At 63.9% G+C, this 12353-nt stretch carries 9 protein-coding genes and 5 pseudogenes; 12 read left to right on the top strand and 2 right to left on the bottom strand.

Translation table 11 applies throughout. The annotated features are described in order from the left end of the window. The 5 genes and pseudogenes from CF68_RS37590 to CF68_RS35095 form a co-directional block, all read left to right on the top strand. On the top strand, positions 1–486 hold a 486-nt coding region (locus tag CF68_RS37590; protein WP_161786898.1), incomplete at its 5' end, for a hypothetical protein. Continuing rightward, positions 390–1478: pseudogene (locus CF68_RS35110) on the top strand (thiamine pyrophosphate-binding protein); the annotation flags it as partial. The gene CF68_RS37590 and the pseudogene CF68_RS35110, both read left to right, overlap by 97 nt. A 65-nt stretch (positions 1479–1543) precedes the next feature. Further along, a pseudogene (locus CF68_RS35105) lies at positions 1544–2445 on the top strand (tripartite tricarboxylate transporter substrate-binding protein). 92 nt (positions 2446–2537) lie between these two features. After that, positions 2538–3230, top strand: coding sequence for a TVP38/TMEM64 family protein (locus CF68_RS35100; RefSeq protein ID WP_035828270.1), 693 nt, complete (start codon positions 2538–2540; stop codon positions 3228–3230). A gap of 174 nt (positions 3231–3404) precedes the next feature. Continuing rightward, positions 3405–4522 (top strand): annotated as a pseudogene (locus CF68_RS35095) (sensor histidine kinase). Between the two features lie 41 nt (positions 4523–4563). On the opposite strand, the gene CF68_RS35090 reads toward CF68_RS35095, so the two are convergent. Next, positions 4564–5571: an AraC family transcriptional regulator gene (locus CF68_RS35090; protein WP_235206001.1), complete on the bottom strand. Its 1008-nt coding sequence runs from the start codon at positions 5569–5571 to the stop codon at positions 4564–4566. Between the two features lie 251 nt (positions 5572–5822). Between CF68_RS35090 and CF68_RS35085 the strand changes: the two genes are divergently transcribed. From CF68_RS35085 to CF68_RS35065, 5 genes are read left to right on the top strand one after another with little or no spacing between them, the layout of a single operon-like run. After that, positions 5823–6167, top strand: a complete 345-nt coding sequence (locus CF68_RS35085) for a hypothetical protein (RefSeq protein WP_035828266.1) — start codon at positions 5823–5825, stop codon at positions 6165–6167. After that, positions 6157–6816 (top strand): Dabb family protein, encoded by a 660-nt coding sequence (locus CF68_RS35080; RefSeq protein WP_035828264.1) that lies wholly within the window; start codon positions 6157–6159, stop codon positions 6814–6816. The genes CF68_RS35085 and CF68_RS35080 overlap by 11 nt, the downstream gene beginning before the upstream one ends. Further along, positions 6813–7688 carry an SDR family NAD(P)-dependent oxidoreductase gene (locus CF68_RS35075; RefSeq protein WP_035828262.1) on the top strand — a complete coding sequence of 292 codons (876 nt, stop codon included), beginning with the start codon at positions 6813–6815 and terminating at the stop codon, positions 7686–7688. The genes CF68_RS35080 and CF68_RS35075 overlap by 4 nt, the downstream gene beginning before the upstream one ends. Positions 7689–7704: 16 nt before the next feature. Then, positions 7705–8697: an NADP-dependent oxidoreductase gene (locus CF68_RS35070; protein ID WP_035828259.1), complete on the top strand. Its 993-nt coding sequence runs from the start codon at positions 7705–7707 to the stop codon at positions 8695–8697. Positions 8698–8728: 31 nt separating this feature from the next. Continuing rightward, on the top strand, positions 8729–10111 hold the full coding sequence (locus CF68_RS35065; RefSeq protein ID WP_035828257.1) for a DUF1329 domain-containing protein: 1383 nt from the start codon (positions 8729–8731) through the stop codon (positions 10109–10111). A 13-nt stretch (positions 10112–10124) separates the two neighbouring features. Here the strand turns inward: CF68_RS35065 and CF68_RS35060 are convergent. Further along, positions 10125–10502: pseudogene (locus CF68_RS35060) on the bottom strand (porin); the annotation flags it as partial. On the opposite strand from CF68_RS35060, the pseudogene CF68_RS35055 reads away from it, so the two are divergent. Continuing rightward, a pseudogene (locus CF68_RS35055) lies at positions 10485–10779 on the top strand (FCD domain-containing protein); the annotation flags it as partial. The pseudogenes CF68_RS35060 and CF68_RS35055 sit on opposite strands and share 18 nt — an antisense overlap. 270 nt (positions 10780–11049) lie before the next feature. Continuing rightward, positions 11050–12267, top strand: coding sequence for an RNA-guided endonuclease TnpB family protein (locus tag CF68_RS35050; RefSeq protein ID WP_035828254.1), 1218 nt, complete (start codon positions 11050–11052; stop codon positions 12265–12267). Positions 12268–12353: the final 86 nt, after the last annotated feature.

Genomic DNA, 12353 nt, shown 5'->3' with positions numbered 1-12353 from the left:
CGCACTCATGACTTCTGTATAAGGAAATGGGTCTACGCGACAACTCCAGCGTTTCGCGACGCGCTTTCCCTGAGCCTGCGCCATGGCAATGAAGTAGTCCCTGACTGGGTCAAAGATAAGCTCCCTAACGGACAGACGCATGGTGACGTGCCACCACCGACGACAGCTTCAGCAATGCTACCGCTGCGGATCGATGATCGCCCATATATACTGGGGCGGATGACCGACCCGGAGAACTCTGGGCACCTGATCGTCGCGCTGTACGACACTCAGCGTGGATTCGCGACTGTTCACTACGTCAACAAAGACGGGAATGCTGCATTACTCGGCGACACCGCCGAGATCTTGCGCAAAGTGATACACGATTATCTCAACGCGGAATCTGCGTTCGCCAAGTCGCAGCGCGCCTGCCGGTCATCATCTGCGGTGGTGGCGTGGTCATCTCTGGCGCCTGCGCAGAACTGGAAGCGCTGGCCGGCATGCTGAATGCCCCGGTCTTCACCACCGTCAGCGGGCAAGGCAGCCTGGCCGACACCCATCCGCTGAATGCCGGCGTGGTCGGTGCCAATGGCGGCATCATGGCCACGCGCGAGATCGTCGCCAAGGCCGATGCCGTGCTGTTCATCGGCTGCCGCGCCGGCTCGACCACCACCGAGCACTGGCGCTTCCCGTCGCGGGACATCGCAATCCTGCATCTCGATGCCGATCCGATGGTGATTGCCGCGAACTACCGCACTGATGTCGCCATGGTTGGCGATGCCCTGCTCGCCCTGAAGGCGCTCAACACCGCCGTGAGCGACCGCCTGGCCCACCGCCCGTCCGACGCCGCCGACGGCGCCGCGCTGGCCGGTGCCGCGCGTGCCGCCAAGCTTGCCGCCTTCGCACCGCTGGCGGCCTCGCTCGATGTGCCGATCAAACCGGAACGCGTGGTGGATGCGCTCAACCGGCTGCTGCCGGATGACGCCATCGTGGTGGCTGACCCCGGCACGCCCTGCCCGTATTTCTCCGCGTATTACAACGCCAGCAAGCCTGGACGCCATTTCATCACCAACCGCGCCCATGGCGCCCTTGGCTTCTCGATGTCGGCCGGGATCGGCGCGGCCGTTGGGCGCCCGCGTGCGACCGTGGTCTCGGTCATGGGCGACGGCAGCTTCGGCTTTACCTGCGGCGAGATGGAAACGCTGACGCGACGCAAGATTCCGCTGAAGATGATCGTGTTCTCGAACGCAGTATATGGATGGATCAAGGCAAGCCAGAAGGCCGGCTACGAGCAACGCTACTTCTCGGTCGATTTCAGCCGCACGGACCACGCGCGCGTTGCCGAGGCGTTCGGCATCAAGGCCTGGCGCGTGGAAGACCCGGGACAGCTCGATGCCGCGATCCGCGCGGCGCTGGAGCATGATGGTCCGGCGCTGGTCGACGTGATTTCACAAGAACTGCAGGACACCGCCGCACCCGTGAGCCAGTGGATGGGCTGACATCCAGGCCATGTCCAGAACGCTTATCTGATCCGAACCGAAGCTCAACGATGGGAGAGGTATCTATGTCTAGCCGACTTGCGGCACCAGGCCGCCAGAAAGCGCTTGGTGCCGGCGTGGTGGCCCTTGCCTGCCTGCTGCTGCCGCTGACAACGGCAGCAGCAGGGCCTGACAATGCCACGCCACTGAAGCTGGTGGTCACCTTCCCGCCCGGCGGCAGCACCGACATTGCCGCACGCATCATCCAGCCGAAACTGGCGGAGGCGGCCGGGCGGCCCGTGGTCATCGAAAACCGGCCCGGCGCAGCCAGCCAGGTCGCCACCCAGTACGTGGCTCGCTCCGCGCCGGACGGCAATACCCTGCTGGTCGCCTTCGATACGCATGCGATCAACCCCGTGGCGAAGTCCAGGCTCCCCTATGACACGTTCAAGGACTTCACTGGCGTCACGTTTGCCGTGCGCTTCCCGCTCGTGATCGGCGCATCGCCCACCGTTCCTGGCAAGGACCTGCGCAGCTTCCTCGACGCTGCGCGGCGTGAGCCGTCCAAATACAGCTACGCCTCCACCGGGCTTGGCTCGATGAATCATCTTGTGGCCGAGGACCTGAAGCGACAGGCCCGGGTCGAGTTGATGCACGTGCCGTACGCCGGCGGGGGCCCCGCGGTCCAGGCAGTGCTGGGTAATGTGTCCAGCATCACGCTGCTGAGCTACGCGGCCCTGAAGGGCCAGATCTCTGCCAACAAGATCAAGCCGCTGGCCGTGACGGGCGCGCGCCGCCTGCCGGACCTGCCCGATGTTCCAACCGTCATCGAGTCCGGGTTCCCGGACTTCGAGGCCTACTCGTGCTGACCGCGGCCGGCTTCGAGGTCATGGCCACCGATGGTCCCACCGTAGACCGCTATGCGCGCGAGCAATACGAGCGCTGGCACAGCTTCGTCAAGAAGACCGGGTTGAAGCTGGAAGACTGAGGCCGGGCCGGACGCATCGCATTCGGGGATGCCGCGGACCGGGCTGAAAAGTCGCCTCGAAACTTTGGCCCGGCCCGCGGTTCTAATTTCGTATGGTGAGCAAATTGTCTGCCAATCGGCGCACCGTCTGGTTCTGGCTTGCAGTCGGCGCCGCGGCGGTGCTGATTGGCCTGGTCGTCCTGTCGCCTCCGTTCAAGGCCTTCGTCGACCAGGCCATCGATTGGGCGCGGGCGACAATGGAACAGCACCCCGCGGCAGGCGCGCTGGTCTTCTTCCTGTTCTCGGCCCTGTCTGCCATGCTCGCCTTCGCCTCGAGCGTGGTCCTGGTGCCGCCGGCCACCGAGGTGTGGGGCAAGCCGCTCACCATTGTTCTGCTCTGGGGCGGCTGGCTGCTGGGCGCTGTGGCCGCCTTCGGCATCGGCCGCCTGGCCTATCCATTGCTCGCCCGCAGTGGTTACGAGGACAAGCTGGCGAAATACCAGGACTACGTGTCGCAGCGCATGAAGTTCTGGGCGGTGCTGCTGTTCTGTATCGCGGTTCCGTCGGAAATTCCCGGTTATCTGTTCGGCTCCATGCATTACCCCTTCCGCAAATTCCTGGCCGCGATGGCCATCGCCGAAGCGGGCTATGCGTTGGGTATCGTCGTGGCCGGGGAAAGCCTGGCAATCGACCGGCCCTTACCTTTCCTTATTGCCATCGGCATCCTGGCGGTCGTCGCGGTGCTGGCGGGCCTGGTGCTGCGTGCGGTCAGGAAGCACAGGTCCGGCGGCCTGCAACGGCGCTGAACGGGCCGCCAGGGATCGCGGGAGACGAATTTCGCCCCATGGGTCAACCGACGTTTGTGCCGCATCGGTCATTCCAGGCCGTCTCCGACGCTACTTGGAACCGCCGACAACTAGCCTAAGATAAATTCTCAAGAGTGCATTTCCGGGGCTTGCTCAGTTGCTTCAGGGGCAGACATGCGACTAGCTGACTTCATCTTGCGGAATACAGGGCGCATTGTGGCGGTATGGGAGGAGTTTGCGACCACCCTGCTGCCGGCAGCAAGAAGCATGGACTCCCTCGCGCTGCGTGACCACGCACCGCAGATCCTGCAAGCCGTGGCGAAGGATTTGTTGACCCCGCAAACGAGGGAAGCTCAACGCGAAAAATAAATGGGGCAGGCCCCCAGGCTACTCGGTGCGCCGGAAACCGCTGCACAAACACACGCCCTCATGCGCGCGCGCGGTGGCTTCAACATCAATCAACTGGTCGCTGAGTACCGGGCGCTGCGCGCCAGCGTGCTGCGCTTGTGGATTGACGAATGTCAGCCGGCCGCCCCGGATCTGGACGAAGTAATGCGGTTCAACGAGGCTATCGACCAGGCAGTCGCGGAGTCCGTGGATTTTTTCCATTCGGAGGTAGAGCAGGCTCGCGACCTGTTGCTCGGCATGGTTGGGCACGATATGCGCAGCCCACTGCAGACCATCCAGACGACCGCCTCATATATCTGGCGGCGCTGAACGCGGGGGAGAAGGTATCGGAAGCTGCAGCCCGGCTGATTCGAAGTGGTTCCCGCATGAATTCTCTTCTGGATGACCTGTGCGATTACAACCGAACGAAACTCGGCCTGGGTATCAACATCACGCCTGACGACGTCGATCTGGCTGACTTGGTTGCCGATACCGTGGACCAGTTGCGTACAGCTCATCCGGCCCGCCGCATCGATCTTGAGGTGAAGGACAACGTGCAGGGTATTTGGGACGGTCCGCGCCTGCAGCAACTGCTTTCTAATCTGGTGCTCAATGCGATAAGGTATGGCGCGCCGGACGAGCCGGTCCGCGTTGTAGTCACCGGCCATGACGCGGAAGTCCGTCTCGAGGTCAGGAACAGTGGTCCCGCCATTGACCCGCTGTCGCTGCAGCGCCTTTTTGATCCGCTGAGGAGAGGCCCGGATCAGGAGCACAAAAACGTGGACGGCCTCGGACTCGGGCTGTATATAGTGAGCGAGATTACCAAGGCCCATCAGGGATCGATCGAGGCGCGCTCCGACCAGACAGGGACCGCGTTTGACGTGCTTCTGCCGCGTCGCACGTAACTGGCCGCGCGCAACCTGTTCGCTATCGCCGACAGCTGGAATTACCCCCTGCTTTCCCGCCTGAAGCGCGTCGGCGCATGCCCGGTCCAGCGCTGGAACGCCCGCCGAAACGCCTCCTCGCTGGCAAAGCCAAGCTGCTCCGCGATTCTTCCTACCGGCCAGTTGGTCGTGCACAGGCATTGTTCGGCGTACTCCTGCAGGCTGTGTTCGCGCAGCACCCGGTAGCTGCTGCCGTCGGCAGCGAGACGGCGGCGCAGGGTCGGTTCGCTCACGTCAAAGCGCATGGCCAGTTCAGCCAGCGTCGGCAGCCGCGCGCCATGCACCAGCGCTGCATGCAGGATGCCGTGCACCTGCTGGCTCAGTGATACGACCTCGACCGGCGCACCGATCAGCCGGTAAGGAAAGTCTTCCAGGAAGGCGTCGAGCTCCGCGGCCTGGCGCACGACCGGGCGGTCGAGCAAGGCCTCATCGAATTCGAATCCGTAGGTCTGGGCCCCGGACGTGACCGCGGCATGGAACAAGCCCAGGAAAGGCATGGCGTCCTCGCGCCGGGGATGCGCCAGGTAGACGTGGGTCGGGCGTAGCGGCTGGCCGACCAGCCAGCCGAACAGCAGCATATAGAAGAAGAGCCCGGTCAGGTCCACCAGGCAAGCCGCGGAGGAGTTCGCACGCCGCAGCGAATCCATGCGGAACACCGCCTGGCCTGCGCCTTGCCCGAGGCTGAGCGCACCGGCACGCGGATACAGCATCGCGCAGAAATCGGCCGCGCAGCGGATCGCCTCCCTCAGCGTCTGGCTGCTCAATACGCAACGGCACAACAAGTCCACTTCCTGCTTGCGCATCGGGGGGTGGCCGTTGCCTTTGGCGACCAGGGCCTCCAGCCGCTCGATCGCGGCGCGATAGAGCGCGGTGAACCTGGCGGGCGGCGCATGCCCGGATGTGCCGGCGGCAGGTGGAACCTCTACGCCCTGCCGCTTCAGTTCGTCAAGCAAGCGCTGCACCATGCCGTGCGGAACAGGTACGGGATTCCCCGGTATGTGGGCATTCATGGGCGCTCGTCCTGATTGCTTCGGTAGCGATGGTTGATCGTTCGGGTGGGGATCCGGTGCGGCCTGGCCTCCCATAATCATCCCGGCACTTCCACCCGCGCAGCAGCTTGCGCACGGCCTGGGCGATGGAGGTTGCCATGCGATGAACACCATGCCTATACGGGACAACCCATAACCGCGCTTCCCTCCCGCAAACCCCCGGCTCCGGCATCTCAGCCCTGCTGCCCTGCCGACGCCGCGTTAGACACACCATGATCCACATACTCGATGAAATCGTGCTCGCGCCCGGGCATCTGCCCACTGTGCTGAGCCTGCTGGAAAGCCAGTACCTGCCCGGCAGCGCCGCCAGGGGACTGGCGCTGCTGCAGCGCTGGGTGTCGCCGCCCGTGGCGCTGGAAGATGCACCCAATACGTTGTGGCTGCTGTGGCAAGTGGCGGATGCGCCGACTTACTACGCCATGCGCGCAAGCATCGATGCCCCGGTGCTCGCCTTCTGGTCGACAGTCGACACGCTGTGTGAAGCGCGCCGCCGCCATGTGATGGCCGATGCGACAGCTGCGCTGCCCCAGCGCAAGGAGCATTGCGATGCGGCTTGAGACAGCACAGGTGCGATTGCACGCCGGCTTCAGCGCCGGGACGTGCACACAGGAGCAAGCCCTGCTTGCGCGCATTGAAACACTGCCGGGCCTGCGCCATGTGGCGATTGGCAGGAACCTGGCGGGAAGCTGGGGGGCTGGCGACTACACGCTCGACCTGCAATTCGACCCGACTGCATCCGGCTCGCCCGGTCACGCCGACGGCCTGGCTGCCGCGCTGGCCGGCATGGCAGAGGTGGATAGCGTCGCCTATTACCCGATCTCGGGCGGACTGCGCGCCCCTCAGTTGCGCCACGGGATCTGGCGCACACTGATGTTCCAGGTCCGGCCTGAAGCGCTGGACTGGCAGGTCAGCGGTCTTGAGCAGGACCTGCTGCGGATGCCCGAGTACATGCCCGGCATCCTCAACTGGCGGCTTGCCCGCGTCTTGTCGCCCGGCACATGGACCCATGTCTGGCAGCAGGAATTCGCCAGCGCAGACGACCTGCTGGGCGAATACCTGATGCACCCCTTCCATTGGGGCCACGTCGACCGATGGTTCGACCCCGAGTTTCCCGAATGGACAGTCCAGGCGATCTCCCACGCCTTCTGCCCGCTCGCGACAAGCCTGATTGCCAACCACAACCGCACAGAGGAATACGCGCCATGATCGCACACGGAACACTGACAGGAAAGATTGCGCTGGTAACCGGCGCCAGCCGCGGCATCGGCCGCGCCATTGCGCAGCGCTTCGCCGCAGAGGGCGCGCTGGTGGTTGCCACGGCACGGCGCGCAGGCGAGTCCGAGGACGAACCTGGCACGCTGGCCGAGACGGTTGGCCAGATCACGCGGCAAGGGGGCAGTGCCATCGCGCTGGCGGCGGATCTCGAGGACCCGGCGCAGCGCAACGACCTGGTGGCGCAGGCAGCAAGGGTTGCAGGCGGTCTCGACATCCTGGTCAACAATGCCGGCATGGCGGAATACAGCAGCATCGAATCGATGCCGCTGGAGATCTTCGACAGGACGGTCGAGCACTACTTGCGCATCCCCTTCGTGCTCAGCCGTGCAGCGATCCCGCTGATGCGCACGCGCGGCGCGGGGTGGATCCTGAACCTGGGCTCCGTCACCGCCCTGTCGCCTGCTCGCCCATATCAGGATTTTGACCGGGCTGGCGGGGTCACGGCCTACGCCGCGGTCAAAGCCGCCATCAACCGGTTCACCGAGGGCCTGGCAGCGGAACTGGAGGCCGACAATATCGCGGTCAATTCCGTAGCGCCGAGCACGGCGATCCGCACGCCAGGGAGCGAGCGCTATATCCCGGACGGCTATCCCACCGAGCCAGTGGAGTACCTGGTGGAAACGGCGCTTGCACTCTGCAGCGTGCCGGCCCGGCTGCGCACCGGCCACATCGCCCATAGCCTGCACTTCCCCCTGGCGCACGGGCTGGACGTCCGTACGCTTGATGGCCAGGGCATGCTGCCACGGCCCGTGATCCCGTCCTGGGCACATCCCGGTTTGAGCCAAGAACTGTCCGCAAAGTAAGCCCATGGAGAAGAGCATGCGCGCTGTCGTCATTGACCGTACCGGGGGACCCGACGTACTCAGGCTTGGAGACCTCCCGAGGCCGGAACCCGCTGCCGGCGAAGTCCTGATCCGCGTGGCCTGTGCCGGCGTGAATCCAGCTGACTGGAAATGCCGCGAAGGCTATCTGAGCCACTTCATGCAGTACAGCTTCCCGCTCGTGATCGGCTTCGATGCCAGCGGCGTCGTGGCAGCGGTGGGAAGCGGCGTCAAGGATTTCGTCCTGGGACAGCGCGTGTTCGCGCAAACCGGGGTCGGCGCAGGTAAGTGGGGTTCCTATGCCGAGTACGTTGCGGTCAGCCAGGATTGTGTGGTGCCGATTCCCGACAACCTGGGATTTGCCGAAGCCGCCGCAGTCCCGACCCCGGCGCTGGCCGCCTGGACGGGACTCTTCGACGAAGGCGGACTCAAGCCAGGCCAGACGGTGCTGGTTCATGGCGGTGCCGGCGCGGTCGGCACGTTTGCCGTGCAACTGGCAAAGGCGGCCGGCGCAACCGTCGCTGCCACCTGCAGCGCGGCACGCCGCGACGAACTGATGGCGCTCGGGTGCGACCTGGCAATCGACTACCGCGGCGGCGACATCGCTGCCGCCATGCGGGCATGGGCGCCGGCTGGCGTCGACCTGGTACTGGACGCCGTTGGCTGCGGCACCCTGCCGAACGGCATGGACCTGCTCAGGCCCGGCGGCATCCTTGTCGCCATCCTGACGCTGGTCAGTGGCGACAACGGCCCGGATCCTGCCGCAGCCGCGCAGCGCGGCGTCCGCACCGCGGTGGCGTTCAGCAAAATGCCCAGCGGCGCGCGGCTGCGCGAGATCGCAGCGCTGCTCGGCAGCGGGCGCCTGCGACCGCCCCGCATCGAATGCCTGCCGCTGGAACACGCGGGGCGCGCACTCGATCTGGTCCAGTCGGGCAAGGCGGCAAGCAAGCTGGTGCTGCGTATCGCCGAGCCAGCCAATGCTGGAGCATGACCATAACACCATTGAAATCCGAGGAGACACAATGAAGAGCAAAGCCCTCCTGCTATGCACGATCGCCGGTGCGGTGCTAGCCGCCTCACAAATCAACGCGCCTTCCCTTGCCGCGATGACGCCTGATGAGGTCAAGCGCCTGGACGGCCCGCTCACGCCAATGGGCGCCGAACGGTCCGCCAACAAGGACGGCAGCATCCCCGCTTGGAGCGGCAAGTGGCAGGCCGCGCCCGCAGGCCTGGCGTTCCGGCCGGGCGATGCGTATCCCGATCCCTATGCGTCGGAACAACCGCTGGCAACGATCACGGCCCAGAACCTGGAGCAGTACCGTGCCCGCCTGAGCGACGGGCAGCTCGCCATGTTCAGGCTGTACCCGGCAACCTTCAAGATGGCGATCTACCCCAGCCATCGCGACTTTCGCTATGGCGATGCCGTCTACAAGGCGATCCAGCACCACGCCCCCGCCACGCAGCTGACGAGCGACGCGAACGGCCTCAAGGACTATCCGCCGACCGCGCCCTTTCCCGTTCCCAAGAATGGCCTGGAGCTGATGTGGAACCTTCGCTTCTCTTCCGCCATTGCCGAAGAGGCAGCCGTCTACGACCAGGCCGTGGTGTATCGCGACGGCAAGATCGCGTGGGGCAAGTGGAAATATGACATCTGGTCGCCGGTCAACGGCAGCGCATTCGAGAAAGGCTCGCCCCTGATCAACCGGACCTTCGCCCGCGTCGAGACCAAACTGCCTTTGCGCGAACGCGGCAATATCATCGTCTCCCACAATTTCTGGGATCGCGAAGGTTCAGATACGGCCAGGACCTGGCAATACAATCCCGGCACGCGCCGGGTGCGGCAGGCACCCGAGTTCGGCTTCGACCAGCCGCTCGGGCCGGGCGGCTTCCGCACCGTGGACGATGACCGCCTGTTCAATGGCTCAGGCGAGCGCTACGACTGGAAGATTGTCGGCAAGCGGGAGATCTATATCCCCTACCACAACTACAAGCTGGCCGATCCCGCCGTCAAGTACGCCGAGCTGCTGGGCCCCAACCATGCGGCACCCGACCTTGTCCGCTACGAACTGCACCGCGTCTGGGTGCTCGAAGCCAAACTGAAGCCAGGCTTCCGGCATCAGTACGCGAAGCGCGTGCTGTACCTGGACGAGGACACCTGGATGGCCGTGCTTGCCGACAACTACGATGCCCGCGGCCAGTTGTGGCGGACCAATATGCAATCGTCGCTCTTCGCCTACGATGCACGGCGCTACTACCCGGCAGTGGCGTTCTATCACGACCTCACCGCTGGCTCCTATCTGGCGGACCGGCTGACCAATGAAGGCAAGCCGGTACGCCTGAACAACAGTCCGCAGTTCAGCGAAGCGTATTTCTCGCCGGATTCGATCCGGGGGGCGGGGCATTGACTCAGACCTACCCTCAAAAGAAATGACGAACTCCGGCCCGTAGCAGCAGCTGGTTCCGGTTGGACGAGACAATGGCAGCACCGGCAACATAGGCGGCGTCGAGCACGGAACCTGTTGCATCGCCACCAACATGCTGGTACATGCCCTGCACGTAGATGTCCGTTCGCTTCGACAGCAGGTAATCGGCCATCAGGCCGACCGAATGATAAGTTGGATGCTGCTTGCCAGAGGTGGCATTGAAGCTGGCGCGCGTATAGGTGTACATCGCCCCTACCCAATAGGCTGCGCCAATCTGGTACTTGGCGTTTACCTCAACATTCTGGAAGCTGAGTGAGGATAGCTGACCCACTGGCGGAACAATCGGACCGACATAGCCAGAGCTCTGGGGATCGATCAGTTTCACCTTCAGATCGGGAAGATGGCGCACAACCCTTATCTGATGCCGAGCCTGCGCCGTTGGAAAAATCTTCTATCGGCATCCGACCACCACCGATATGCACGCGGATCTCGGCAAGGCTGTCAGCCAGCACGATCAGATCATCGATGCCATCGAACGTCATGATGCGGACGCAGCCGGAGAGATCGTGCGCGCCCACATGGATCTGTCCCGCCGTCGGATGACTGAATATGTCGCTCCGGTTGGCGTTGATGTGCCGCTGATTTATTGATCGAGAAGCGCGGCATACTCCGCCCTTCAGGGCGGGGAAGGATAGCGCGACGGTGAGGCGGCTCAATGCCTCCGTAACCGTCTAATGTGGCATCCTCTTCTGCTCGATGGCTTATCCGCCAGAAACTGTGTGGTGGTGCGCTATGGTTGCCATCCCACTTCGCCGGAAGTTGCGTCGGAGCGCTCATCGAGATCGTGCGTCAGTACAGACACAGTAGCGACCTTACAGAGTTTCACGTTTGGGCTCGTCGGCTACCTGTACATTGGCCAGATGCAACGACTCCAGGCCTTCAAGTTCGAACTGATGCCGCGCGGTGAGCAGCAGCGCGACATGCGCCGATTCGCCGGATCGTGCCGGTTCGTCTACAACAAGGCGCTGGCGCTACAGATCGAAAACTACAGGGCAGGCGGCAAGTTCATCAGCTATGTGGCGATGGCAAAGCGTCTCACCGAGTGGCGCAATGGACCTGGAACACCTTGGCTCAAGGACTCCCCAGTGCACCCGCTGCAACATGCGCTCAAGGATCTGGAGCGAGCCTACAAGAACTTTTTCGCTAGACGGGCCGCACATCCTCGCTTCAAGAAGAAGGGGCAGCGCGACAGCTTTCGCTACCCCGACCGGAAGCAGATCAAGCTGGATCAGGCCAACAGTCGCATCTTCCTGCCCAAGCTCGGATGGATTCGCTACCGCAGCAGCCGGGATGTGCCTGGCGAGGTGCGCAACGCCACGGTATCTCTGCATGCCGGCAAGTGGTTTGTCTCGATCCAGACCGCGCGTGAGGTGGAAAAGCCGGTGCCGCAAGCAACCAGCGCAGTCGGCATCGATGTTGGCATTACCCGATTCGCTACGTTCAGCAATGGTACGTTCCTCGCTCCGCTCCACAGTTTCAAACGGCACGAAGCCAGACTGCGCCGCGCTCAGCGGGCGATGAGTCGCAAGACGAAGTTCAGCGCCAACTGGAGGAAGGCGAAAGCCAGAGTCCAGCGCATCCACGCCCGCATCGGCAACGCCCGCCGCGACTACCTGCACAAGGCCACGGCCACGATCAGCAAAAACCACGCGATGGCCTGTATCGAGGACTTGCAGGTACGGAGCATGTCCAGGTCGGCGGCGGGAACAGGCAAAAGCCCAGGCGCGAATGTTCGGGCTAAGTCAGGCCTGAACAAGTCCATTCTCGACCAGGGCTGGTTCGAGTTCCGCCGGCAGTTGGAATATAAGCTGGCGTGTAACGGGGGCTGGCTTATCGCTGTGCCACCGCAGAACACGAGCCGGACGTGTCCGTGCTGCGGTCAGGTGTCGGCGCAAAACCGTACGACGCAGGCAAGATTCCGCTGCGTCGAGTGCGGATTCGAGGAAAACGCAGATGTGGTCGGAGCGATCAACATTCTGGCGCGGGGACACCGCGTTGCTGCCTGTGGAGAGTCGGTGCAGTCGGGCCGCTCGGTGAAGCAGGAACCCACCGCAGCGACTGCGCAACTCATCGCGTAGCGCCGAAGGAATCCCCGCCCTTTCCGCCATAAGGCGGCGGTCGGAGGCCGAGGGAGGGGAGATGGAATGAACACCGCCCGTCAGTA

The sequence above is a fragment of the Cupriavidus sp. SK-4 genome (genome assembly GCF_000611125.1).
GTDB classification, from domain to species: domain Bacteria; phylum Pseudomonadota; class Gammaproteobacteria; order Burkholderiales; family Burkholderiaceae; genus Cupriavidus; species Cupriavidus necator.
This window is presented reverse-complemented; position numbering and strand designations above follow the sequence as displayed.

What these genes read in the sequence shown, in the direction of transcription:
- CF68_RS35100 (WP_035828270.1), top strand. Translation starts at nt 2,538, where the DNA reads ATGGTGAGCAAATTGTCTGCCAATCGGCGCACCGTCTGGTTCTGGCTT.
- CF68_RS35080 (WP_035828264.1), top strand. Translation starts at nt 6,157, where the DNA reads ATGCGGCTTGAGACAGCACAGGTGCGATTGCACGCCGGCTTCAGCGCC.
- CF68_RS35050 (WP_035828254.1), top strand. Translation starts at nt 11,050, where the DNA reads ATGCAACGACTCCAGGCCTTCAAGTTCGAACTGATGCCGCGCGGTGAG.
- CF68_RS35065 (WP_035828257.1), top strand. Translation starts at nt 8,729, where the DNA reads ATGAAGAGCAAAGCCCTCCTGCTATGCACGATCGCCGGTGCGGTGCTA.
- CF68_RS35090 (WP_235206001.1), bottom strand. Translation starts at nt 5,571, where the DNA reads ATGAATGCCCACATACCGGGGAATCCCGTACCTGTTCCGCACGGCATG.
- CF68_RS35075 (WP_035828262.1), top strand. Translation starts at nt 6,813, where the DNA reads ATGATCGCACACGGAACACTGACAGGAAAGATTGCGCTGGTAACCGGC.
- CF68_RS35070 (WP_035828259.1), top strand. Translation starts at nt 7,705, where the DNA reads ATGCGCGCTGTCGTCATTGACCGTACCGGGGGACCCGACGTACTCAGG.
- CF68_RS35085 (WP_035828266.1), top strand. Translation starts at nt 5,823, where the DNA reads ATGATCCACATACTCGATGAAATCGTGCTCGCGCCCGGGCATCTGCCC.